The organism is Saccharothrix sp. CB00851 (assembly GCF_001905065.1).
Taxonomy (GTDB): domain Bacteria; phylum Actinomycetota; class Actinomycetes; order Mycobacteriales; family Pseudonocardiaceae; genus Actinosynnema.
On sequence record NZ_LWLC01000025.1, the window covers coordinates 45108 to 70088 of the forward strand.

Sequence of the window (24981 nt, forward strand, 5' to 3'; positions counted from 1 at the left end):
GCCGGCCGGGATCCGCCGAAGCGGGCCACCGGGTGCCGGCCGGCTTGGCGTGGATCGAGGCCGCGAAGCTGGGCAGCCTCGACGGGGCGAACGCGGTCAGCCGGGTCGCGGCACCGCACATCAGCGACCAGAGCGAGGTCCTGCGCCAGTTGACCGGCCCGATCGCTGTGCTCGGCAGAGAGGTGTTGATCACCGGTTCCGCGCCTGGCTGACTGGGGAGGCGCCACCACATGAGGATCAAGTGAGGAACCCATGACAACCGTCTCCGTCGTCGTCCACTCGCGGCATGGCCGCGGACTGGCACTTGCCGGGCACATCGCCGCCGGCGCGGAGGAGGTCGACGGAACGCTCGTCCACCTCCTGCCGCTGAGCCCGGAACAGGTCACCAACGGCCGCTGGGCCGACGCCGACACCTCGGCGCGCCTGGCGGAGTCCGACGCGATCATCTTCGGCTCGACCACCTACATGGGCAGCGTGTCCTGGGTCTTCAAGGCGTTCATGGAGGCCGCCTTCGACGAGTGGCTCGTGCAGGGCTGGAAGGACAAGATCGCGGGTGGGTTCACCAACTCCGCCTCCCAGAGCGGCGACAAGCTGCTCGCGTTGCAGCAACTGGTCGTGTTCGCCGCCCAGATGAACATGCTCTGGGTCCCGGTCGGCGACCCGCCGGGCAACAACTGGAGCGGCGGTAGCCGCGACGACGTCAACCGGCTCGGCTCCTGGCTCGGCGCGATGAGCCAGAGCAACGTCGACCAGGGCGCCGACCTGGCCGGCAGCCACGGCGACATGGTCACCGCCCGCCGCTATGGCGCCCGCGTGGCGCGGGTGGCCGGCCGCTGGGCACACGGCGAGCCATACGTCACCGAGCGCATCACCGAGGTCGAACTGCGCGACCTGAACGCCCGCGTGCGCGCGGACGCACCCGCACGCTGACCGGCTTCGCCGGGCGGGCCGGTCGGCCGCGGTGGAGTCGAAGTGTTCGCCGCGGCCGACTTCTCGCTGTTCATCGCCTTGACCCACCCGGACGCCGACGCCGACGAGTTGGACCTGGTGACCGCCTGGCACGTCGCGCTGTGGTTCGTCGACGACCTGTTCCTGCCGCTGTTCCGCCGTGACCACGACCGGGCGTCGGTCGCGCAAGGAGTCGACGATCGTGGTGCGGGGTTCGCGAACCCCGCACCACGCGCCGATCAGGCGGTCCCGCCGGTGACCGCGTTGCCGGTCTTGGTGAGGTGGTAGGTGGTCGTGGCCCCGCTCCAGAAGTGGAAGGTCAGCGTGACGGGACCGTCGTCGACCTCGGCGAAGAACCCGGGTTTGAGGATGATCGCGTCGGCCGCGTAGTCGGGCTGGAAGTGCTGCCAGAACTCCTTGAACGGGGTCCAGTCGGCGGGTCCGGCGGGGCTGCCGTCGGCGTACTTCGCCTCCATGGTGGCCAGCTGGTCACCGTGGAACCGGGTAGGGATCGCGAACGACGCGGTGGTGCCGGTAGCGCCGCCCTGGATCGGCTGGTCGGCGGTGATGACGTCGATCTGCCACGGCACCCCGGCGGAGAACCTGGCCTCGATCGTGGCGTTCACGCCGTAGGCGCGGCTACCCGCGAGTCGGGTGAGGGCGGTGGGCGTCAGGGTCAGGGTGTTGCCGGACACCGCGTAGTCGGCGCCGTTGGCCAGTTCGGTGGTGCCGTGGCGCAGGCCCCGGAACGTCGTGCCGTTGAGGTTGAGCGTCAGGGACTTGGCGGTGATGGCGCCGGTGCGGGGCAGGTAGACCTGGTCGGAGGAGGCGGTGCCGGAGCGCGTGGTCCAGCTCGTCTTGATCAGGTCGTGCAGGCCCTGGTCGCGCCAGCGCAGCGCGCGGCGGTCGAGGAACTGGCCGGCGTCCCAGATCATGGTGGTGAGCTCGCGGGTGCGGGCGTGGTAGCCGACCGCTTCGAGGAACTTGAGGAACTCACCGCGTTCGATGACGCCGGGACGGTTGTGGTCGTAGTTGAGCAGGGCCCACTCGCCGATGATCACCGGGATCCCGCGGGCGACGAACGTGTTGTGCACGCGGTCGAAGGTGCCGATGAGGTCCTGTTCGACCTCGGCGTTGTAGCGGGTGAAGCCCGCGATGTTCACGCTGAACGGCCAGAAGCCGTAGAAGTGCACCGTCGCGGCGATGTTGGTGTCGCGCTACTGCTGGTAGCTCTGGAGGAACGCGTCCAGGCGGCCCTGGTCGGCGTTGGTGTGCAGGGTCGGCAGCACGAGCAGGCGGGTGGCGTTGCCTCCGCCGGAGCCGCGCACGACGCGGTGGAACTCGGCGTTCAGCTCGTGCAAGACCTGGTAGTTCTGCTCGTCGTTCGCGGTGCCGGCGAACTGGGGTTCGTTGATGTTCTCGAACACCAGCCTGGGGGAGTGGTCGCGGAAGGCCGTGGCGATCTGGGCCCACAGGGCGTTGTAGCGGGCCAGCACGTTCGCGCGGTCGGTGGGGTAGGTGTTGATCCACTGCCACGAGTCGTGGTGCAGGTTGACCATCACGTAGAGGCCCTCGTCCAGCGACCAGTCCACGATGTCGCGGACGCGGTTCAACCACGTCGGGTCGATGGTGTAGTCCGGTGCGGGGCCGTGGTGGTTGCTCCACGTGATCGGCAGGCGGATGCTCTTGTAGCCCTGGGAACGCACGTGGCGCAGCAGCTCGCGGGTGGTGAGCGGGTTGCCCCACGTGGTCTCGTCGGGGATGGCGTCCAGCGTGTTGCCCAGGTTCCAGCCGGGCTGCATCGCGGCCACGGTCGCCATCGGGCTGTCCGGCTGCGGCTCCGTGCTGCCCGTGCACGTGACGCCGTTGAGGGTGAACGTGGTCGGTGCGGAGTTGTCGCCGGTCCACGACCCGTTGAAGCCGAAGGGAACCGAGGCGCCGGTCGCGATGGAGGCGTTGTAGCTCGCGTTCACCGCGGTGGTCCGGCTGCCGGACGAGGTGACCGTGGCGTTCCACGACTGCGTGACCCGCTGCCCGGACGGGAATGCCCACCCCAGGCGCCAGCCGCTGATCGGGTCACCCAGGTTGGTGACCCGCACGGTGGCGGTGAAACCGCCCGGCCACTGGGACGGGACGGCGTAGTCGACGCGGCAGCCGGTGGCGGCTTGGGCGTTGGTGGCCACGACCGTGCCCGCCACCGCCAGGACGGCCAGGACCCCGGCGACCACGCCGAGGCGCCGGGGTGTTGTTCGTGTTCGGTGCGAGCTCAAGACGTCACTGTCCCTTGCTGTAGTGGGGATTCCGTGCCGGACGGCCCGGACGGCGACCGCGTGGCGGTGGGGTGCGGTTGCCGACCGGGTGGGGTCACCTCGTGGCGACGCAGCTCAGGGGCGGGGGTCGCACCGAGAAAACTTTCGCGACGGCGTAGAGATACTTTCTGTGGCCGGACACTACTCAGTCGCTCGGCGTGGCGTCAATCAGCGCCGGCTCACCTCTGTGGGTGTGGTTCGAATTTCCACCTGCGAATCATCGAATGCTGTGGTCGAAGGACAATCGAACACGGCATTCCGTCGGCGGCAGTTGACCTCTCGCCGGTTCGGACGATAGAAAATTTCTGATCAACTGTGAGAAACTTGCCCAGCGCGGCGGTGTCGATCGGAGACGGCGTCATGAACAGCCCGATCATCCCGGGGTTCCACCCCGACCCGAGCATCTGCCGGGTGGGCGAGGACTACTACCTCGCCTGCTCCAGCTTCGAGTACTTCCCGGGCGTGCCGATCTTCCACAGCCGCGACCTGGTCGACTGGGTCCAGATCGGCAACGCGCTGGACCGGCCGAGCCAGCTGCGCCTGCCCGCGGCGACGACCTCGTCCAGCGGCATCTACGCACCCACCTTGCGCCACCACGACGGCCGGTTCTGGCTGGTCGTCACCAACGTCACCGGCGACGGCAACCTGCTGGTGCACACCGAGGACCCGGCCGGCCCCTGGTCGGACCCGGTGCCGCTGACCGGCGTCGCCGGCATCGACCCCGACCTCGCCTGGGACGAGGAGGGCAACTGCTGGTGCACCGTCGCCGGGATGACGCAGTTCCGCATCGACCCGGCCACCGGCCAGACCTCGGGCGAACCCGTCAAGCTCTGGTCGGGCACGCCCGGTGCCCAGGCACCCGAAGCGCCCCACCTGTACCGGATCGGCGACCACTGGTACCTGCTGATCGCCGAAGGGGGCACCGAACGCGGCCACGCCGTCTCCATCGCCCGCGGCCCCTCGGTGAACGGGCCGTTCGAACCCTGCCCGGACAACCCGGTCCTGACCCACCGGGGCACCAACCACCCCGTCCAGAACACCGGGCACGCCGACCTCGTCCAGGCGCCCGACGGCTCGTGGTGGATGGTGCTGCTCGGCGTGCGCCCGCGGGGAGGCACGCCCGGCTGGCACGTGCTGGGCCGGGAGACCTTCCTCGCGCCGGTGCGATGGGTCGACGGATGGCCCGTCGTCGGCGACTTCACCCCGGGTTCGACCGACTCGGTCTTGCCCGTCCGGGACGACTTCGACAAGGCCGACCTGCACCCCCGCTGGATCTCGCTGCGCCACCGCCCCGAAGGCTCGTGCGCCACCGACACCCGGCCCGGGTGGCTCACCCTGCGCGCCGCCGGTGGTTCGCTCGACGACCTCGACCTCACCTTCGTCGGTCGCCGCCAGCAGCACCTGTCCTGCCGCGCCCGCACCGCGATCGACGCGGGTGGAGGCAGCGGTGGACTGGTGGCGCGGCTGGACGAACGGCACCACTGCTCGATCGAGGTGGACGACGGGCAGGTCAACGCCTACGCGCGCATCGGACCGCTGCGCTCGTCGCTCGGGACCGCGACCGCCGAAGGCGAGGTGGTGCTGGAGATCTCGATGACGGCGACGGGCGAACCCGGCGATCCCCGGACCGGCCCCGACGTGGTGACCCTCGCGGTCATCGAGCCGGACGGCGCCCGTACCGAACTGGGCTCACTCGACGGGCGCTACCTGTCCACCGAGGTGGCGGGCGGCTTCACCGGACGGGTGATCGGCATGTACGCCACCCGCGGCACCGTCCACTTCGACTGGTTCGACTACGAGCCGGTCGACTCGGACGGGCGCTGACGCGCCTACCGGGCGCGGGGCGGGGCGGTGCTCTGCCGAACGGTCAAGGTGGTCGCGAGTTCGAGCCCGACCTGCGGAGGCGTCTCGCCACGCCCCAGGGACAAGGCCAGCTCGGTCGCGGCCACCGCCATCTCCACCAGTGGCTGGTGGACCGTGGTCAACGGCGGGTCGACCAGGTCCGCCACCGGCAGGTCGTCGAAACCCACCACGCTCAGGTCGCCCGGGATCCGCAACCCGGCCTCCCGGGCGGCCTGGTAGACCCCCAGCGCCTGGAGGTCGTTGCCCGCGAAGATCGCGGTCGGGCGGTCCGGCCGCTCCAGCAGCTCGCGCGCCGCGACGTGACCGGCCTCCCGGGTCACCTTCGCGCGCACCACCAGCGCGGGATCGACCGGGAGGTCCGCGGCCTCCAGCGCGGAGCGGTAGCCGTCGAACCGCGCGCGGAAGCACAGCACGTCGTCCGGACCGCCGACCATCGCGATCCGGCGGTGACCCAACCCGGTCAGGTGACGAGTGGCCGACCGGCCACCCGCCCAGTTCGTCGCGCCGACGAACGGAACGTCGTCGGGCAACTCGACCGTGGGGTCGAACACCACGAACGGGATACCTCGCGCCCGGAGTCGGTCACGCTCCTCCTGCGACAACTGCGCCACCGTCACCACACAGGCCGGCTTGCGGTCCAGCGCGTCGTCGATCCAGTAGCGGATCGCGTTGCCCTGCGGCCCGAACTCGGACAGCACGACACCCACCCGGTGCTTGCGCGCCGCCCGCTGCACCCCGCGGATGATCTCCACGCCCCACATGCTCTCCAGCTCGTCGAACACGAGGTCCACCACCGGACTGCGACTCGGCGAACTCGACTTCTGGTAGCCGTACTCGTCGATGAGCGCCTCGATGCGCGCCCGCGTGTCCGCCGACACCCCGGAACGCCCGTTCAACACCTTCGACACCGTCGGCACCGACACCCCGGCCGTCTCCGCGATGTAGGAGATCGTCACCGGTTTGGCGGGATCCGCCTGCGGGCGCTGCCCATCGACCACCGGTTCGCCCGAGGTGTGCGACAAGCTCCCACTTCCTTTCCGACGTGTCCACCATCCTATCTTTCGGCACCGATCCACGAAAGTTTCCGACAACCGGGCTCAGGCGAGGGGGATGTCGTGCCCCGGTCCTCGCTCGTCCTGCGGGCGGGGGCCGGCGTAGCGGCGGTCGGCTTCGTCGATGCGCACGTCGTTGATGCTTGCTTCGCGGCGGCCCATCAGGCCGTTGTCGGCGAACTCCCACAGCTCGTTGCCGTAGGAGCGGAACCACTGACCTGCCGCGTCGTGCCACTCGTACTGGAAGCGGACGGCGATGCGGTTGCCCTGGAAGGCCCACAGGCTCTTGCGCAGGACGTAGTCCAGCTCGCGCGCCCACTTGTCGGTGAGGAACCCGACGATCTCGTCGCGGCCGGTGAGGAAGACGTCGCGGTTGCGCCAGACCGAGTCCTCCGTGTACGCGAGGGCGACCCGGTGCGGGTCCCGGGTGTTCCAGGCGTCCTCGGCGGCCTGGACCTTGGCCAGGGCGCTGTCGAGGTCGAACGGCGGGAACGGTGGGCGGGCGTCGGTCATGGCCGGGCTCTCCTTCAGGGTGCCGTGAGCGGCGGGTTGTCGTGGGCAGGGGTCACGGAGTCGGCCCGCAGCGGCAGCAGTCGGCCGGCGACCACGTGCCGAGGGGTGAAGCGGACGCGGCGGCCGGTGCGGTCGTCGTCGCCAGGGGCTCCCGGGCTGGTCCACTCCACCTCGGCCCGGCCGGACAGTTGCAGCGTGCGGCCGGTGGCGAAGTCGAAGAAGAGCAGGGCGGCATCCGGGTCGGCGTGGATGTTGCCGAGCGTGGTGAACATGTTGTTGCCCGCGTAGTCGGGCCACCACAGCGACCCCTCCTCGGCGCGGACGAAACCGGGCGCCCCGCCGCGGTGCGAGGCGTCATTGCCGCGGGTGGGGTGGGTGGTGCCGACCAACAAGGTGTCGGAACGGCGGATCAGCTCGACGTCGTCCGGTGTCAGGGCTCTCCCGCGGCGGACCGGCGCGGGGCTTCGGGTCGCGTCAGGTGCGGCCCGGAGGCGTCGGACCTGGATGTACTGGGGGCAGTTGCCGAACGCCTGCGCCACCTCGACGCGCAGCCCGTCGTCACCGGCGGAGGTCACGGTGCCGTTGACGCGCAGCCGCCTGCGCGCGGCGAACTCGACCGCGATCATCCCCACCGGCTGGTCCGCGGGCAGGCCGCGGAGCGGATCCCCGTCAGCCGGTGACGTCCGCGCCGTGAGAGCGGTCGGGGAGTCGACGTGGAGGAATCCCGGTGGGCCGGTGAGCGGGGAGATCCACAGCGTGCCGTCGGTGTCGCGTGCGGTGATCGCCGCGAACGTCCGGTCCGCGAGGAACCGCGCCGCCCCGACGCCCAGCCCGGCGGGCGCGACCATCGCCGAGAGCCGGGCGGCGTCCCGGGAGACGCCCGCGCGGCGCTGCACGGCCAACTCGCCCTCGTGGAAGCCGGCGGTCTCGGTGCGTGCCAGGTCGGTCATGCGGGCCGCACTCCCTTCGGACATCATTCTGACACTTGGACGTGCCAGTAATCGTTAGAACCAGCCTGGCACGCCGCTACGGCTGCTGTCAACGGATGGAAGCCGCTGCAACCGTTAGAAGTGCGGTAGCCTCGACGGCGTGGACACGGACGCGCCACTGCTCGGCGAGCCGCTGCCGGTCGAGCTGATGAACACAGTCTGGGCCGACCGGGACGGCGTGCACGACGCGCTGCGCGACCGCGACGGCGCCCGAGCCTGGCTGCACGCGCTCTGCCCCAGAACGGACCTGCTGACCCCGAACGACCTCGACGAGCTGACCGCGTCCGACCTCGACCACCTGATCGGTGTGCGGGACGCGCTGCGCCGACTGGCCGCCGAGGTCACCGAGGACCCACGCCCGACCGCGGCCTCCGACCCGCGCGAACTCGAAGCGGCCGTGACCGTGCTGAACGAGGCCGCGGGCAACACACCCCGCTGGTCCGCGCTGTCCTGGACACCCGGCCGACCACCCGCACGGCACACCCGCACCGGCGGTCGGGCCGTCGCCGCAACCGTCTCCGCCATCGCCGAGGACGCCATCGCGCTGTTCAGCCAGGACACCCGCCACCAGTTGCGCGCCTGCCTCGGACCGGGCTGCGTCCTGTACTTCCTCAAGAACCACCCCCGCCGGGAGTGGTGTTCGGCGGGCTGCGGCAACCGCGCCCGCTCCGCCCGCCACTACCAACGCCACCGGGGCACGACGGCCTGACCGCGCCGGCCACCCCCGGCCGACCGGGTCTCGGTAAACCGCGACGAAAGCGGCCGGTGCCACGATGCCGGGGCCGTTGGGCGGTCGAGGGATCGGCCGGGGTTGGCCAGGGGGATCACATGGGGCGTTGGCGGCGTGCTGTCGCGGTTGTCGTGGTGACCGCACTGGCATCGGGGACGGTCGTGGATGCTGTCGAGGCCGTTCCGGGAACGAGACCCGACCCCGTGACCGCCCTGCCCCAGCAGCGGTGGGAGTCGGATCCGGCGGCGTCCCGGGTCGACCGGGCGGACGTCAACCGGCACCTGCCCCCCTCGTTGCGGTCCTCCTACCCGGCGCATCCCGTGCCGGAGGTGCCGAAGGGCGGCAACAAGGCCGAAGTGGCTCCGGTGGTGTCGGAGTTCTCGGCTGCCGCCGTCGGGCTGCCGGTCGGTTCCGGCACGGCCGACACCAGCACGTACGTCCACGGCTCGTCGTCCGCGGGCGGTGGCGCCGAGCTGCGGGTCGGACGGCTGGGAGGGCAGGCCGCGGCCTCGTACGTGAAGTTCGGCGGGCTGGTCGACCGGTTGCGGTTCCACACGATCTACGGGGTTCAGCTCCAGGTGGTGAACTACGACTCGGCCTCCTGCACGCCCAAGGCGATGACGGTGCACCCGGTCACCCAGTCGTGGTCCGCGGGGGCGGGGTACTCGTACCCGGGACCGAGCGTGGGTGGTGCGCTCACGTCCAGCTCGTTCGCCCACGGGTACGTGGCCACCGGGCAGTCGACGTCGAACTGCCCGGCCTCGACGCGGCTGATCGACCTCGGGGTGGCCGGACGGGACCTGGTGCAGCGCTGGGTCGACGGCCGACAGGCCGACCACGGGCTGTCGTTGCGCGCGTCCGCCACCGACGACTCCGCGTGGAAGAGGCTCGGCGGCAGTTCCACCGCCAACCCGCCCAAGCTCTTCGTCACCCATTCGCCCTACAACGCCGGCTACGGCATCCCCAAGCCCGTCCCGGAGCCGCCGGTCCTGCAGAACCAGGCGGGCAAGGTCAAGGTCACCGTCACGAACCGGTCGGCGGAGGCGTGGGCGCCCGGCACGTACTACCTGGCGTACCGCGCCTACCGCACGGACACCGGCGCACCGGCGGGCCAACAGCGGTCGGCGGACCTGACCGCCTCCGTGGCCCGCGGTGCGACCGTGACGCTCGACGCGACCATCCAGCCCTTGCCGCCGGGACGCTACTTCCTGGACTTCACGATGGTCCGCACCGGCGGTGTCGTGTTCACCGACCACCAGGTGCCACCGGGCCGGATCGTGCTGGAGGTCTTCGACATCCCGCCCGTGGTGCGCGAACTGCACCCGCCGAACGGCTACCAGGCACCTACCCTGACCCCGCAGCTTTGGGCACGGGCACTCGACATCGACGCACCGCCCGGCTCGTCGCTGCGCTACCGGTTCCAGGTGTGCGAGCGAACCGCGTCGGGCGACCCCACGGCGTGCTTCGACTCCGGTGACGTGACGAGCACGGCGTGGACGGTACCGGCCGCGAAGCTCAGGTGGAGCAGGGCCTACCTGTGGCGGGTCTTCGTCAAGGACGCCGGCAACGAGGTCTCCTCGCCCTACTCGGCGGTCCTGACCAGCGTGCCGCAGCCCGCCGTCACCTCACGGGTGGCGGGCTCGCCGTACGGCACCCGGGACAAGGAGTACGACGCCCAGATCGGCAACTTCACCACCGCCGCCCTGGACGCGCCGGTCGTCACGGTCGGACCCGACCTGAACGTCCTGCGCACCTACAACAGCCTCGACCCGCGCCGCGACTCGATGTTCGGCGCGGGCTGGGTGACCCGGTACGACATGCGGGTCCGCCCGGACGACGACGGGTCCGGCAACGTCGTCGTCACCTACCCGGACGGCCAGGAGGTCCGCTTCGGCCGCGACCCGGACGGCACGTTCGTCCCACCGGACGGCCGCACCGCCTCCCTCACCCTGGCCGCCGACGGCTGGCGGCTGCGGGACAAGAGCAACACCACCTACCAGTTCTCCACCGCCGGTCGGCTGTCCCGCATCACCGACGCCGCCGGACGCGCGATCGTGCTCACCATCGACACGACCAACGGACGGCTGATCAAGGCGCACGTCGCGAACAGCCAGTCCAACCAGAACGGGCGCGCGCTCCGCTTCACCTGGACCGGCAACCACGTGACGAGCGTGTCGAGCGATCCGGTGGACGGCGTCACGGCCACCTGGAACTACACCTACACCGGTAACCTGCTGACCAAGGTCTGCGCCCCGGGCAACGCGTGCACCACCTACGACTACACCCGGGGCTCGCACTACCGCACCGCCGTGCACGACGCCCGACCCGAGTCGTACTGGCGGCTGGGCGAGGCGCAGGGCACGTCAGCGGGCAGCGACGTCGCGGTGAACCTCGGCAAGGACGCCGCGACCTACCGGGACGTCACCCCGGGCACGGCGGGCATCGCCGGGGACAACGCCGCCCAGTTCAACGGCTCCTCCTCGGTGGTGGACCTGCCGAAGGGCGCGGTGAAGAAGAGCCGCGACCTGGCGGTGGAGCTGTGGTTCAAGACCTCCGCCACGACCGGCGGCCCGTTGATCGGCTACCAGGACCACGCGACGAACCCGACCACGGCCGTGCCGATCCTCTACGTCGGCGCGGACGGCAAGCTGCGCGGCCAGTTCGCGACCGGCGCGATCGACCCGATCACGTCCGCCCTGCCCGTGAACGACGGCCAGTGGCACCACGTGGTGCTGTCCGCGATGGGCGACACCCAGACCCTCTACCTGGACGCCGCCCGGGTCGGCGCCCGCACGCGGACCATCGACCACAGCCTGCTGACGATCAACCAGGTCGGCGCGAGCCACGCCACCGGCACGTGGCCGCAGTGGGGCACGGGCGCGCGCCGCCACTTCTCCGGCGTCATCGACGAGGTCGCGGTCTACTCGCACCCGGTCGGACCGGGTGCCGTCGCCGACCACCACCGCTACGGCAGGACGCCGTCCGACCTGGTGACGAAGGTGACCCTGCCCAGCGGCAAGGTCTCCGCCGAGGCGAAGTACGCGAACGAACGCATCCACGAGTACACCGACCGCAACGGCGGCACGTGGAAGGTCGGCGCGCCGGCGGTGTTCGGCGGCGACCGCGACCTGCGCCGCTCCGTGCAGGTGCTGGACCCGGCGAACCGGCCGCACCTGTTCGAGTACGACGCCCTCGCCGGGCGGCTGCTGCGCTCCGGCCTGCCCGCGGGCCTGGAACTGCGCGAGGAGGACCGCCCCGGCGAGCCGGTGACCCCGCCGGAGCCGCCGGAACCGGTGTGCAGCGCGCCGGACCCGGGTGACCCGCGGTTCTGCACGATCATCCCGGACGACGCGGGCGGGCCGGTGTTCGTGCGGCACCCGTTGGACGGCATGTCCATCCGCACCTACGACTACGACGAGCGCGGCTACCAGAAGGAGGTCCGCAACGAGAACGGCGACCCCGTCCGGATGACCTACGACGAGCGGGGCAACGTCACCTCGCACACGACGTGCCGGACGAACACCGAGTGCCACACCGCGTACAGCAGCTACCGGACGACCGTCACGGACCCGTTCGACCCGACGAACGACCTGCCGCTGGAGACCCGCGACGCCCGTTCGTCCGGCCCGACGGACAACACCTACCGAACCACCTACACCTACACCACGCGCGGAGACCTGGCGTCCCAGACCGGACCGGGCGGCGCCAGGGTGGATCACACCTACACCACCGGCGGTGAGGTCGCGGTCGGCGGCGGCACGATGCCCGCCGGCCTGGTCGCGACCACCACCGACCCGCGCCGCCAGGTGACGCGCTACCTGTACTACGCCAACGGCGACCTGGCGCGCGTCACCACACCGAGCGGCTTGATCACCGACCACACCTACGACGCCCTCGGCAGGCGCGTCACCGAGAAGGTCACCTCGGACGCGTTCCCGTCCGGCGTGATCACCCGGTACGCCTACGACACCGCGTCCCGCCTCACGTCCACCACCGAGCCGCCCACCACCAGCGCCGTCGACGGCACGCGCCACCAGCGCAGGACCGCCTACCGCTACGACGTGGACGGCAACCAGGACCGCGTCGAGGTGAGCGACCTGCTCGGCGGCGACCCGACGCGCGTCACCACGACCGACTACGACGACCACAACCGCCCGAACCGCGTGGTCGACCCGGAAGGCGGTGAGACGAGCTTCGACCACGACCGGTTCGGCAACCGGACGTCCACGGTGGACGCCAACGGCAACCGCTACGACTACGCCTACACGGCCCGGAACAACGTCGCCGAGATCCGCCTCCGCGACTGGCGGGGCGACCCTCCGGGCAGCCCCGTGACCGGCGAGTACGTCGTGCTGCAGGCCTACACCTACGACCTGGCCGGGCGGATGGTGAGCGACACCAACGCGATGGGCCGCCGCCTGGAGTACGAGTACTACGACGACGACCTGCGCAAGTCCATCACCCTCAAGGGTTTCCGCGACCAGGACAGCACCGTCCGCGACTACGTGGTGGAGCGCAACACCTACGACAAGGCGGGCAACCTCACCGAGCAGGTGACCGGCAACGGCTCGACCGTTGTGCGGAACGTGATCGACGTGGCGGGCCGGGTCGAGCGCAGCACCAGCGACCCGGCGGGGGTGGCCCGCAGCACGGCCTACACCTACGACCCGGCCGGGAACGTGCTCAAGGTCGTGCGGTCGGGCCGACCGTCGAACGTGCCGTGGCTGCCGGCGACCACCGAGGAGACGGTCACCACCACCCACGACCCGCTCGGCAACCCGTTGACGGAGACCGTGTCCGGTGGCGGCACGAGCCTGACCACGTCGCACACCTACGACCGGCGCGGCGTGCGGACCTCCACCACCGACCCGCGCGGCACCGTGGCCGGGGCCGACAAGGCGGCGTTCACCACCACGTTCCTGGCCGACGAGTTGGGCCGCACCACCACGTCCACCGCGCCGGGCGTCGCCGTGGAGGGCGGCGGCACGGTGCGCCCGACGCGGTCGCAGGGCTACAACGCGTTCGACGAGCCGACCGAGGTCAAGGACGAGCGCGGGCACGTGTCCCGCGTCGGCTACGACAAGCTCGGGCGGGTGGTGCGCACCGAGGAGCCCGGTTACACGCCGCCGGGCGGCACGTCCCCGGTCACGCCGGTCACCACGACGGGCTACGACCGGTTGGGCAACGTGCTGGAGGTGGTGGACGAGCTGGGCAACGCCACCCGCCTCACGTACGACCGCCTCAACCGCGTGGTCACCCACGACGCCCCGGCCGCGACGAACGACCAGCGTGCCGTGTCGCGGTACACCTACACGCGGACCGGCCGGGTGCTGTCGGTGACCGACCCGGAGGGTGGCCGCACCGAGTTCACCTACGACGACCTGGAGCGTCGCGTCACCGCGTCGGCGGTCGAGCGCAGGCCCGTGCTGCGCAACCTCACCACCCGTTTCAGCTACGACGACGCGAACAACATCACCTCCGTCACCACGCCGAGCGGTGCGCAGACCGTGACCGTCCACAACGGACTCGGCGAGCCGACCCGGTCGACCGACCCGACGGGCGTGGTCGCCGAGCAGGGCTACGACTTCGCCGGACGCCTGGTGCGCGCGTCCGACGGCCTCGGCCGCACCACCCGCACGGACTTCGACGCGTTCGGCCGGGTCGCGACCGAGACGGACCTCGCGCCGAACGGCCAACCCCTCCGGGGCCTGCGGTACGGCTACGACGCGGCGGGCAACCTCACGTCGAGCACCGACGCACTCGACCGCGTCACCACCTACACCTACGACGCCCTCAACCGGCTGACCGGCCAGGTCGAGCCGGTGGCGGACGGCAAGACCATCACCACGGGCTTCGGCTACGACCTCGCGGGCAACCGCACCCGGTACACCGACGGCCGCGGCAACACCACCCTCTACGCGGTCAACAGCCTCGGCCTGCCGGAGTCCGTGGTCGAGCCGGCCACCACCGCGCACCCGGCGGCGGCCGACCGGACGTGGACCGTCGCCTACAACGCGCGCGGTGACGCGGAACGGATCACCGCGCCCGGTGGCGTGACCAGGCAGCGCGCGTACGACGCGGCCGGGCGGCTGGAGCGCGAGACCGGCGCGGGCGCGGAGTCGCCGACGGCCGAGCGGACGCTGGGCTACGACCTGCTCGGCCGAACCGTGCGGGTCGGCACGTCGAGCGGCGACAACACCTACACCTACAACGACCGCGGCTTCCTGCTGTCGACGTCCGGCCCGTCCGGGAACGCCGCGTTCGCGTACAACGACGACGGCCAACTGGTGGAACGCACCGACGCCGCAGGCACCTCGCGCTTCGGCTACGACCGGGGCCGGCTCGGGTCCGCGGTCGACGGCGTCACGGGGACGACCCAGATGTTCGGCTACGACGCGGCCGGGCAGGTCAAGACCATCGACCACGGCGCGGGGCGCGTGCGCTCCTTCGGCTTCGACGACCTCGGCCGCACCACCTCCGACGTGCTGCGCAACGCGGCCGGCCAGGTGGCCGCGTCCATCACCTACGGCTACGACCTCAACGACCACCTGACCGGCAAGACCACCGCCGGTCTCGCGGGCACGGCCGCGAACACCTACGGCTACGACCACAGCGGCCGCCTCACGTCCTGGACGTCCGGCTCGACCGTCACCGAGTACGGGTGGGACGACTCTGGCAACCGGGTCAGGGCGGGCGCGAAGACCGCCGCCTACGACCAGCGCAACCGGCTGCTGTCGGACGGCGACCACACCTACGCGTACTCCGCGCGCGGCGCGTTGGCGAGCCGGACGTCCTCCGGGCTGACCGAGCGGTACTCGTCCGACGCGTTCGACCGGCTCGTCACGTCCGGCTCGGTCGACTACACCTACGACGGTCTGGACCGCCTGATCTCCCGCGAGGGCACCGCGTTCGCCTATGCGGGCCTGGACGACGAGGTCGTGTCCGACGGCGGCGAGAAGTACGCGCGCGGACCGGCCGACGAACTGCTGGCCGTCGCCGAAGGGCAGCGCAAGCGGCTCACCGTGTCCGACGAGCACGACGACGTGGTGGCCGCCCTGGACCCGACGGACACGACGTTCGCCCGGCCCGCCGAATCGGTGGCGTTCGACCCGTTCGGCCAGGTGGCCGCGTCGACCGGGGACCGCGCGAACGTGGGCTACCAGGGCGACTGGACCGACCCGACGACCGGCGACGTCGACATGGGCGGGCGCTGGTACCGGCCCGGCACCGGCACGTTCACCTCCCGCGACACCGCCGAGTACGGTCGCGGCGACTCCGTGCTGGCCAACCGCTACACCTACGCCGCCGCCGCGCCGCTGGACAACACCGACCCGGACGGCGAGTGGCCCAAGTTCCGCTGCGGCTGGTGCAAGCGGGCGGTGAGCGCGGTGGTGTCGGTGACGGCACCGCTGTGGCGGCCCGTGGTCACGTTCGCGACGTGGACGTGGCGCGGCATCCAGACCGTGGCCAGTGCCGCGTGGACCGGGATCAAGCGGGTCGCGCGGGCGGCGGGCAACGTGGTGAAGGCCGTCGTGCGCGGTGTCACGAAGTTCGCGTCCTCGATGCGGGACCGGGCCGCGGAGATCCGGCAGGCGGCGATCCAGCGCGCCGAGCAGGTCACCCGGGACGCGCGGCGGGCGATCCAGGAGTCCGTCCGGCGGATACCGCTGAAGAGCCTCACCGCGGCGTTCAAACCGCTCATGGCCGGGGTGAAGCTCACCGTGTCCATGGGCGCGCACCTGGCGGCCGGTGACGTGTCCGCGCTGCGGGACGTGGTGGCGGACATGTCGAAGTCCGCGCGGGACCTGTACCACAAGGCGCTGGAAGTCCACGGCGCGGTCGTCGAGGGCGTGTCCGCGGCGGCCGGTGCCGTGGGCGATTGGGTCGTGGCGCACAAGGCCGACATCCTCGGCTACGCCGCCGGGATCGCGGTCGGTGTCGGCTGCGGCGCGTTGATCGGCTGGACGGGTGTCGGCGCGGTCGCGTGCGGCGCGCTGGCGGGCGCGGTCGGCTCGGTCGTGCACGACCTCGTGGAGGGCGGGCACGGCTGGAAGGAGATGACCGCGAACGCGCTCTTGGGCGCCACGCTCGGGGCCGTGACCGGTGGTGCGGGCGCGGTCGCCGGTCAGGCGTTGAAGGCGGGCGTCGGCGCGGCGCGCAGCGGTGCGACGTCCATCGGCCGTGCCGCCGTCAGCGCCGCCCGGTCCGAAGTGGACGACATCGCGTCCGGCCGGGTGACCGGCGGCCTGCTCCAGGGGTGCAACAGCTTCGGCGGCGCGACCTCGGTGACGTTGGCGGACGGCACGCGCCGCGAGATCGAGTCCGTGCGGGTCGGTGACGAGGTGCTCGCGACCGACCCGACCACCGGCGAGACGCGTTCCCGGCCCGTCACCGACGTGATCACCGGTTCGGGGGACAAGCGGATGGTCGAGGTGTCGGTGGACGGGGGCTCGGTGCTGGCCACCGACGGCCACCCGTTCTGGGTGGAGGGCGCCGGGTGGGTGGAGGCGCAGGAACTCAAGTCAGGGCAACGGCTGCGCACCGCCCAGGGCGGTGAGGTGGCCGTGACGGGGCTGCGGATGTGGACCGAGACCAGGACGGTCTACAACCTCACGGTCGACGGCACGCACACGTACTACGTCGATGCCGCGCCCGGTGTGGACGTACTGGTGCACAACTGCGCGGTCAAGATCCCCGGAGGCGGCTCCTCCGGCCGACCCAAGCACTACGAGGGCAAGCACCGGTACACGCCCAGGCACGACAAGGGCGCGTTCCCGACCGGGAGGCCGCGCGGTGCGGACGACGTCGCGGGCCACCGCAGGATGGGCGTGCTGCAGCGGTGGTCCTTGGAGATCCACGGCGCGGCCGACGGCCCGTGGGGCGAGGGTGCGGCAGCGCTCGCACGCGGTGCGGAGGTGCTGGGCCTCGGCGGTGGCGGCGGCTTCAGCGTCGAGGACTCCGTCGCCAAGGGAGTGGCGGGCAACGTGGTCGGAACACTCAACTTCCTCCGCAAGGAGATCCCAGGACGATTCAAGGGGAGAAGATGACGTACAGATCCAGGACGGCCGTGGTGGGGGCGGTGTTCGCGCTGGTCGGCTCGCTGCTCAGCGCACCCGCTCCGGCACTGGCGGACGCGACCGGGAAGGGCGGGGACTTCGTCCCCCTCTCCTCGCCGACGCGGGCCGTCGACACCCGCAACGGCACGGGCGGCGTGACCGGGGTGCGTGGTACCGGCACGACGACCGTCTTCACGCTTGCCGGGATCGCGGGCGTGCCCGCGACGGGCGCCACGGCCGTGCTGGTCGACGTCACGCCGATCGCACCGACCGCCGCGACCCAGCTCGCGCTGTGGGCGGACGGCGTGCCGCGGCCCAGCGCGTTCACCACGATCAGCGTCCGCGCCTCCTCGCCGCCGATCTCCACGACCGCGCTGGTCCCGCTCAGCGCCAACGGCAAGTTCCAGCTCTACAACAGCGCCGGCAGCGTGCACGTGGTCATCGACGTGCACGGCTACTTCACCTCCACCGCGGGCTCCGGCCGCGGCGGGTTCGTGCCCGTGCCGCAGTCCGTGCTGTTCGACACCACCACCGGGATCGGTGTGCCCGACGCGGCGATCCCGGCCCGGTCGAGCCTGACCGTGCAGGTCACCGGCGGGTCGGTGCCCGCGAACGCGAACGCCGTGTACCTGAACGTGGTGGTCAGCGGTGTGTCGTCGTCCAGTTGGCTGCGCGCCACGCCCGAAGGCGGGTCCGCGGCCCAAGGCACCAGCATCGACTTCGAGCGCGGCGTCGCCACGTCGTCCGGGCTGGTCGTCAAGCCGAGCACCGGCGGCCGGGTCACCTTCCACAACGCCAGTTCCGGCACCATCGAGCTGCGCGCCCACACCTACGGGTACTTCAACGCGACCTCCACCGAGGGCGCGGGCTACCGGCCGGCCACCGCCCGGGTGATCAACGGCTCCGAGCTGGCGCCGAACGCGTGGCTCGACGTCCAGGTCGCCGGTCTGCTCGGCACGCCCGCCAAGGGGGTCGCCGCGGTGGCGCTCAACCTCACCGCGGGCACGCCCACCGGCTGGGGCTACTTCCGCGCGTGGCCCCTCGGCGCGCCGGAGCCGTCGACCTCCTCGTTCGACCACTTCTCGCCCAACGTCACCCGTTCGGACATGGCGCTGGTGGAGCCGGGAGTCGAGGGGCGCATCCGGATCAAGAACGTGAGCACCGGCACGGTCCGCCTCTTCGTGGACGTGCAGGGCTGGTTCGCCAAGCCGGTGCCGCCGGTGGCGGTGCGGCCGTTCACCAGGGTCGTGGCCTTCCAGGGACCGCCCGCGGGCGCGGCGCTCGGCGCGATCCAGTACGCCTACGTGGACAACATCGGTCGGCTGGTGCACGGCCACCAGTCGTCGCCGGACAGCTTCTCCGCCGTGCGGTGGGAGACGATCTCGGGCGACGAGGCGTTCTCCGGGCCGCCCGCGCTGGTCGGGTCGGCCGACGGCCGTGCGCAGGTGATCGGCCAGAGCACGACCGCGGACCTGCTGTCGCGCACCCGGACCTCGGCCGGCTCGCCCGCCTGGGACCCGTGGGCCAACCTGGGCGGCGGCCTGCCGTTCCCGCCCGCCGTCGCGAAGCTGCCGGACGGCACGCCGGTCGCGTTCGCCGCGGACGCCGACGGCGTGGTGTGGCGGCGTTTCGTGACCGGCACCAACACCGAGTGGCGCGTGATGGGCGACCTGAACGTCGCCGGCGAACTGGCCGCGGTGACCGTGCGGGACGGCATCCAGGTGTTCGCCGTGGACACCGGGGGAGCGTTGCGCACCGGCCTCTACACCAGCGCGGGCGCGTTCACCGGCGTGAGGAGCCTGGGCGGCAGCGGGCTCGGCGGCGTGCCGGCGGTCGTGGTGTACCCGGGTTACCGCATACGGCTCGTGGTGCGCGGCGCGGGCGGCACGGTCGTCACCAAGGTGCAGGACACGGCGGGCACGTTCCCGGCGGCGTGGGACCCGGTGGGATCGTTGGCGATCAAGGGCTCCCCGGCGGCGTTGCTCAGCCCCGTCACGGGCACCGCCGAGCTCGTCGTGCGCGGCACCGACGACGAGCTGCACTCGACCGGTGAGACCGGGCAGGGCACCGGCACGTGGCGGTCGTGGACGCGGGCGCTGGTCGACCCGATCGGCGAGCCGATCAGCGACCCGGCGGCCACCGATCCCACGGTGTTCCCGATGACCAACGCGAACGGCGCGTCGTGGGCCGTGGTGTTCCGCAACGCCGCGAACGCGCCGCGGCTGTACTGGGTGCAACCGAACCCGGCGTTCACCGCGGCGAAGGCCGTTCCGGTCGCGTAGCGCGGCGACCGGGAACCCGCGGGCGGTTCGCGCCCGCGAAGCGCGGGTGCGAACCGCCTTGTCGGATGCCGGAGTCCGTGGGAGATTCCTCGTTCTGAGGCCCGGGTGGGGAGACCGGGCAGCGGAGGGGGAGCGCCGTGTACTTCGGCATCCTGGGACCGCTCCAGGTCGTCGGCGACGCGGGACCGGTGCGGCTGGACGCGCACCTCCAGCGGGTGCTGCTGGCCGTGCTGCTGTGCCGGTCCAACCGGCCCGTGCCCACGGCCGTCCTCCAGGACGCGCTGTGGGGCGACCGTCCACCGAAATCGGCGGGCAAGGTGCTCCAGGTGTACGTCCACCGGCTCCGGCGGGCGTTGGGCGACCCGGAACGCATCCGGCACGACCGGTCGGCGTACGCGCTGGTCGTGCACCCGGGCGAGCTGGACGCGGACCGGTTCGCCGCGCTGGTGGACCAGGCGCGGCAGGCGGACGACCCGGCGGTCGCGGCGGACCTGCTGCGGTCGGCGCTCGCGTTGTGGCGCGGCCGGCCGCTGGCCGACCTGGGCGATGTGCCCGTGCTGGGTGCCGACGTCGACCGGTTGGACGAGCAGCGCCTGGCCGTCTGGGAGGACCGGGCCGAGGCGGAGCTGGCGCTGGGTCGGCACGCGTCGATCGCCGCCGAACTGGCCGCGTTGGTCGAGGAGCACCCGCTGCGGGAACGGCTGCGGGCACGGCTGATGCTGGCCCTCTACCGGTCCGGCAGGCAGGCCGAGGCGCTGGCGGTCTACCGCGCCGGACGGCGCGTGCTGGCCGACGAGGTGGGCGTCGACCCCGGCCCCGAACTGCGGGAACTGCACGCGGCGGTGCTGCGGGCCGGTCCCGAGCTGGATGCGCGCCCGGCCGCGCCGAGCCTGCCCGTACCGCGTCAGCTGCCCTTGCCACCCGGGCCGTTCAGCGGCCGCACCGCCGAACTGGCCCGCTTGGACCAAGCTCTGACCGCCACGCGGAACAACACCGGGCCCGCCGCCGAAACGATCCCGATCTCGGTGATCGGCGGGGCAGGAGGGATCGGCAAGACCTGGTTGGCGCTGCACTGGGCGCACCGCCACGCCGAGCGGTTCCCCGACGGGCAGCTGTTCGTCGACCTGCACGGCTTCAGCCCCACCGAACACCCCGGCAAACCGGAGGCCGCGGTGTTCGGGTTCCTCACCGCACTCGGTGTCGCCCCCGATCGCGTCCCGAGCGACCTGGACGCCAAGGCGTCGCTGTTCCGCAGTCTGGTGTCGGGCAGGCGGATGCTGGTCGTGCTGGACAACGCCGCCACCGCCGACCAGGTCGTCCCGCTGCTGCCCGGCTCACCGACGTGCACGGTCCTGGTCACCGGTCGTGCCAAGCTCGCCTCGCTGATCGAGCGGTACGGGGCGCGCCACGTGCAACTGGACGTGCTGTCGCGGCCGGAAGCCGCGGCACTGCTGACCGAGCGCCTCGGTGCCGGGCGGGTGGCCGCCGAACCGGGTGCGACCGACGAACTGGTCGAGCTGTGCGGTCGTTACCCGCTGGCGTTGTCGGTCATGGCCCGCCACGCCTGCACCCGGCCGCAGGTGCCGCTGGCCGAGTTCGCCGCCGAACTGCGTGACCTCGGCCTGGACCTGCTAGACGACGACGATCCCGATGCCGGCCTGCCCGTGGTGCTGTCCTGGTCGTTGCGCCACCTCACCGCCGAGCAGCGCACGGTGTTCGCGCTGCTGGGCATCGCACCCGGTCCCGACATCGGCCTCCCGGCCGCGGTCGCCCTCACCGGGCTGACGACGGCTCGCACGCACAAGGTGTTGCGCGCCTTGGAGGACGCGTCCCTGCTCGACCGGCACCCGCAGGGCCGTTACGCCATGCACGACCTCGTCCGCGCCTACGCGGCCACCCTCGCCCAGGACCTGCCCGAAGAACCGCGGGACGCCGCGCTCGGGCGGGTGGTCGACTTCTACCTGCACACCGTGCACGCCGCCGACCGCCTCCTCAACGTCCACCGACGGCCGATCCGGCTCGACCCACCCGCTCCCGGTGTCGAGCCCCACCCGTTGCCCGACATGCCGGCCGCGTTGGCCTGGTTGGACGCCGAGCACGCCCACCTGCTGGCCGCCCAGCGCACCGCCGCCGCCCATCGGCGCCACCAGGCCGTGTGGCAACTGGCGTGGACCCTGACCAGCTTCCACTTCCGGCGCGCGCACCGCCGCGACAACCTGACCGTGTGGCGGGCAGCGCTCGATGCGGTGACCCACCTGGCCGACCCCATCACCCACATGCGCGTCCACCGGCGCCTCGGTGCCGCCTATGCCAACACCGGCCGCCACGAGGAGGCGGTCGGACACCTCGAACAGGCCCTCGCCCTGGCCGAACGCCACCACGACCGCACCGAGCAGGCCCACACCCGCAACGCGCTCGCGGCGGCGTGGGAGCGGCGCGGCGACCACCGCCAGGCGCTCGAACACGGCCTGCTCTCCCTGCGCCTCTACCGCGACCTCGGCCTGACGGTGCGGGAAGCCCGCGCGTTGAACTACGTGGGCTGGTACTTCGCCCACGTCGGCGAGCACGACACCGGCCGCCGCTACTGCCAGGCCGCCCTCGTCGTGTACCGGCGCCTCGACGACCCGGAGGGGGAAGGCGGCACGCTGGACAGCCTGGGCTACATCGACCACCACACCGGCCACCACGAGCGGGCCATCCAGCACTACCACGAAGCCCTGACCATCTTCCGCGCCCTCGGCCACACCTACGCCGTCGCCAACGCCCTCGACAACATGGGCCACCCCCACCTCGCCCTCGGCCGGCACCACCAAGCCCGCGCCGCGTGGCAGGAGGCGCTCCAGTGGTACCGCGCCCAGGGCCGCGACACCGACACCGAACGCGTCCAACGCCAACTCCACGACCTCGACCACGTCGTGACGACGGAACCGATGGGCCGCCGTGGGTCGACGGGGTCATCGACGTGAACGCCTTGATCGCGAACCGCTGAGGCGCGGGTGCCCTGCGGAGATCACTCCCATCGCGCTCGACCGTTGGGGTTCAGGAGCACGGTGAGGTCGTGTCCGCTCCTTCGGGCAGCACGTCCGACTCCTCGGGGCTGAAGTCGCGCGCGGCCACTCGGCACAGATGGGAGAACCAGGCAGCGGCGTCGAGGGGCACGGTGGTGGCGCCTACATCGTCGAGGATGATGAGGGATGAGTCGTCGAACAGGTGGACCTCCGGGCGGAACCCGTCCAAGTCCGCGATCTCGCGGCCTTCTCGCTGGTGCCAGACGTGAACGCGGCTGGTCGACCCCAGTTGGTTGCCGTCGCTGCCCACCAGCAGTCCTGTATTGGTGAAGCCGAGGACACCGTACACCTCGTTGGCCGGGATCTCGGCGGTGCGTTGGCCGGTCTCGGCGTCCCAGACGTCGATGCGCCCGGCTCTCGTCACGGCGGCCAAGTAGTTGCCGTCTCGTGAGAACACCGGTCGGAACGAGATGGCGCCGACGTCGTCGTGGCGGAGGTTGGTGGTGATCTCGATGCGGGGCTTCCGCGTGTCGCCGGCGATCAGCCAGCGGCCGTCCGGGCTCAGCGCGTGACGGGCCTTCGCCGGAGCGTCGGACGGCGCCCAGACCCTGGGTTCGCCGTGCGCCAGGTCCGTGACGACCGCCATGTGGTCTCCGTCGGTGATCAGCGCGGTGTCACCGTCCGCGCTGACCTCCACCCCTTGCAAGTTCTCGGCGGCCAGGTTGGCGAACACCCGGTCCGCCTGGGCCAGCCCGGGGTACTGCTTGAGCAGCGCGGCTCGGGCTTCTTCGCTCTCCGGGTCCGCGCGGTAGGCGGCCAGTGCGAGTTGGAGTGCGGCGGTGGGTGCGCTGTGCTGCCTGCTCACCGACTCGGCCGCGAGTACCCGCGCGGTGGCCTGCGCGGCTTGCCTGGCCAACTCGTCGCCGCGGCGCTGGGCCAGCACCGTCGACATGGCCGCGAGCAGCAGCAGCACGGCGACCGTGGACTGGAGCCGGCGCACCGAGCGTCGGCGGTGAGTGCGGCTCGCGGCCAGGTAGTCGCGCTGCCGCGGGGTCAGTTCGGCCGGGTCCCACTTCTCGGCCTGGGCGAGTTCGACGCCGCCGAGCAGGGAACCGCGGTCGTGTCCAGCCGCCTGCCACCGCTCGATCCGGATGTCCAGGTGGTCCTGCCACGTCCGCAGGTCACGCGCGTCGGCCAGCCACTCCCGCAGCCGGTCCCAGTGGTCGATCAGCGCCTGGTGGGCGAGGTCGACGACGGGTTCGCCGCCGAGCGTGTGGCCGGTCACGACCAAGCGCGTCCGCGCCAGGCGGTCGGCGACCGCGGCCGACGCGGGGTCGAGGTCGCGGACGCGCACCGGACGACGGACGAACCTGCCGTCCGCGTCGGGCCTGGCCAGCTGGACCAGCAGCCGCCGCACCGCGTCGTCGTCGGTGAACTCGTCGGACCTCACCCAGGTCCTCCTCCGGCCGCAGGATCGCCACGGGGCCGTTCATCCGCGCCAGTAGACCGGCGCGCACCAGCGACGACTTGCCGACACCCGACGGGCCGGTCACCGCCACCAGGGATGTGCGCGCCACCGCCTCGACCAGTCGTTCCGTCTCCTCTCCCCGCCCGTGGAACACCGCCGCGTCGCCCACGTCGAAGGGGCGCAGCCCCCGGTACGGCGACGGCACCAGCTCGGGCAGGCCGTCCAGGAATGCCGACGGCGGCAGGCAGTAGGCGGTGGTGGCGCGGGGCTGGGCCGCGACGGCCGCGCCGCGGCTTCAGGGTCTCCCAGCACGTGCGCGCAGGTGACCGCGAGGTCGGACGCCACCAGGAACCCGGCACCGACCACGTCGCCGTCCGCTCTCCGCACCCGGACGACGGCCTGGTTGAGCAGAACGGACATGGCACCGACGGTACTCAATCGATCACTCCGCGTGTGCCGCTTTCGAGTGATCCCTGCACCCCGGTGATCTCAGCCTGCCGTCGATGATGTGCTGGGCTCCTCGGCGTCGGCGTTCCGCCCTTGCGATTCAACGCCGTGAACTCGCGGTCGATGTGCTCGGTGCGGCGGGCACCGTCGTGCTGCGGGAGTTGTCGGTGGCGCTGGGCGCACCCACGCACCGCGGCGAGGCGGACGTCTACCGAGAGGTCGTGAACCGGGTGGCCGGCGCGCGGTGCGGCGGTCGAGCCCGGGCAGCGCGATGCCCGCGCTGGTGCTGGACGCCACTTGGGCCGCGGCGGGCGGC

At 72.1% G+C, this 24981-nt stretch carries 13 protein-coding genes and 2 pseudogenes; 8 read left to right on the plus strand and 7 right to left on the minus strand.

The genetic code is table 11. From position 1 onward, the window contains the following. The first annotated feature begins 44 nt into the window (after positions 1-44). The 3 genes from A6A25_RS44235 to A6A25_RS44875 are packed head-to-tail and all read left to right on the plus strand — an operon-like array spanning position 45 to position 1236. A complete protein-coding gene (locus tag A6A25_RS44235) occupies positions 45-212 on the plus strand; it encodes a hypothetical protein (protein ID WP_158073806.1) in 168 nt (55 codons plus the stop codon). 40 nt (positions 213-252) lie between these two features. Further along, positions 253-930 (plus strand): flavodoxin family protein, encoded by a 678-nt coding sequence (locus A6A25_RS24520; RefSeq protein WP_073893624.1) that lies wholly within the window; start codon positions 253-255, stop codon positions 928-930. Positions 931-972: 42 nt separating this feature from the next. After that, positions 973-1236, plus strand: a complete 264-nt coding sequence (locus tag A6A25_RS44875) for a hypothetical protein (RefSeq protein ID WP_073893626.1) — start codon at positions 973-975, stop codon at positions 1234-1236. Here the strand turns inward: A6A25_RS44875 and A6A25_RS45720 are convergent. Continuing rightward, positions 1188-1883, minus strand: a complete 696-nt coding sequence (locus tag A6A25_RS45720; protein WP_241828895.1) for a X2-like carbohydrate binding domain-containing protein — start codon at positions 1881-1883, stop codon at positions 1188-1190. The two genes, A6A25_RS44875 and A6A25_RS45720, sit on opposite strands and share 49 nt — an antisense overlap. Further along, positions 1878-3176, minus strand: a pseudogene (locus A6A25_RS45725) (cellulase family glycosylhydrolase); the annotation flags it as partial. The pseudogene A6A25_RS45725 and the gene A6A25_RS45720, both read right to left, overlap by 6 nt. A gap of 441 nt (positions 3177-3617) precedes the next feature. Here A6A25_RS45725 and A6A25_RS24535 point away from each other — a divergent pair. Continuing rightward, positions 3618-5081: a glycoside hydrolase family 43 protein gene (locus tag A6A25_RS24535; RefSeq protein WP_073893716.1), complete on the plus strand. Its 1464-nt coding sequence runs from the start codon at positions 3618-3620 to the stop codon at positions 5079-5081. Between the two features lie 5 nt (positions 5082-5086). Here A6A25_RS24535 and A6A25_RS24540 read toward each other — a convergent pair whose 3' ends face one another. The 3 genes from A6A25_RS24540 to A6A25_RS24550 form a co-directional block, all read right to left on the minus strand. Then, the gene (locus tag A6A25_RS24540) at positions 5087-6142 is read right to left on the minus strand and encodes a LacI family DNA-binding transcriptional regulator (RefSeq protein ID WP_241828890.1); all 1056 of its coding nucleotides are present in this window, start codon (positions 6140-6142) and stop codon (positions 5087-5089) included. A gap of 75 nt (positions 6143-6217) precedes the next feature. Then, positions 6218-6685, minus strand: a complete 468-nt coding sequence (locus A6A25_RS24545) for a nuclear transport factor 2 family protein (RefSeq protein WP_073893628.1) — start codon at positions 6683-6685, stop codon at positions 6218-6220. A 14-nt stretch (positions 6686-6699) separates the two neighbouring features. Continuing rightward, positions 6700-7635: a pyridoxamine 5'-phosphate oxidase family protein gene (locus A6A25_RS24550; RefSeq protein WP_073893630.1), complete on the minus strand. Its 936-nt coding sequence runs from the start codon at positions 7633-7635 to the stop codon at positions 6700-6702. A gap of 139 nt (positions 7636-7774) precedes the next feature. On the opposite strand from A6A25_RS24550, the gene A6A25_RS24555 reads away from it, so the two are divergent. The 4 genes from A6A25_RS24555 to A6A25_RS24570 all read left to right on the plus strand — a co-directional run bounded on the left by A6A25_RS24555 (position 7775) and on the right by A6A25_RS24570 (position 22708). Then, complete coding sequence (locus A6A25_RS24555) at positions 7775-8383, plus strand: CGNR zinc finger domain-containing protein (RefSeq protein WP_073893632.1); 609 nt, start codon at positions 7775-7777, stop codon at positions 8381-8383. 224 nt (positions 8384-8607) lie between these two features. Next, positions 8608-17451 (plus strand): polymorphic toxin-type HINT domain-containing protein, encoded by an 8844-nt coding sequence (locus A6A25_RS24560; RefSeq protein WP_073893634.1) that lies wholly within the window; start codon positions 8608-8610, stop codon positions 17449-17451. Then, a complete protein-coding gene (locus tag A6A25_RS24565) occupies positions 17448-19742 on the plus strand; it encodes a hypothetical protein (protein ID WP_143193367.1) in 2295 nt (764 codons plus the stop codon). The genes A6A25_RS24560 and A6A25_RS24565 overlap by 4 nt, the downstream gene beginning before the upstream one ends. Before the next feature lie 137 nt (positions 19743-19879). Next, positions 19880-22708 carry an AfsR/SARP family transcriptional regulator gene (locus tag A6A25_RS24570; protein ID WP_073893638.1) on the plus strand — a complete coding sequence of 943 codons (2829 nt, stop codon included), beginning with the start codon at positions 19880-19882 and terminating at the stop codon, positions 22706-22708. A gap of 73 nt (positions 22709-22781) precedes the next feature. Here the strand turns inward: A6A25_RS24570 and A6A25_RS24575 are convergent, their stop codons facing one another. Next, on the minus strand, positions 22782-24200 hold the full coding sequence (locus tag A6A25_RS24575) for a WD40 repeat domain-containing protein (RefSeq protein ID WP_073893640.1): 1419 nt from the start codon (positions 24198-24200) through the stop codon (positions 22782-22784). 34 nt (positions 24201-24234) lie between these two features. Next, positions 24235-24423: pseudogene (locus tag A6A25_RS46910) on the minus strand (ATP-binding protein); the annotation flags it as partial. Positions 24424-24981: the final 558 nt, after the last annotated feature.

Excerpts from the sequence above, each read along its gene's own strand:
- A6A25_RS24520 (WP_073893624.1), top strand. The coding sequence starts at position 253 with ATGACAACCGTCTCCGTCGTCGTCCACTCGCGGCATGGCCGCGGACTG.
- A6A25_RS24550 (WP_073893630.1), bottom strand. The coding sequence starts at position 7,635 with ATGACCGACCTGGCACGCACCGAGACCGCCGGCTTCCACGAGGGCGAG.
- A6A25_RS45720 (WP_241828895.1), bottom strand. The coding sequence starts at position 1,883 with ATGATCTGGGACGCCGGCCAGTTCCTCGACCGCCGCGCGCTGCGCTGG.
- A6A25_RS24545 (WP_073893628.1), bottom strand. The coding sequence starts at position 6,685 with ATGACCGACGCCCGCCCACCGTTCCCGCCGTTCGACCTCGACAGCGCC.
- A6A25_RS24535 (WP_073893716.1), top strand. The coding sequence starts at position 3,618 with ATGAACAGCCCGATCATCCCGGGGTTCCACCCCGACCCGAGCATCTGC.
- A6A25_RS24565 (WP_143193367.1), top strand. The coding sequence starts at position 17,448 with ATGACGTACAGATCCAGGACGGCCGTGGTGGGGGCGGTGTTCGCGCTG.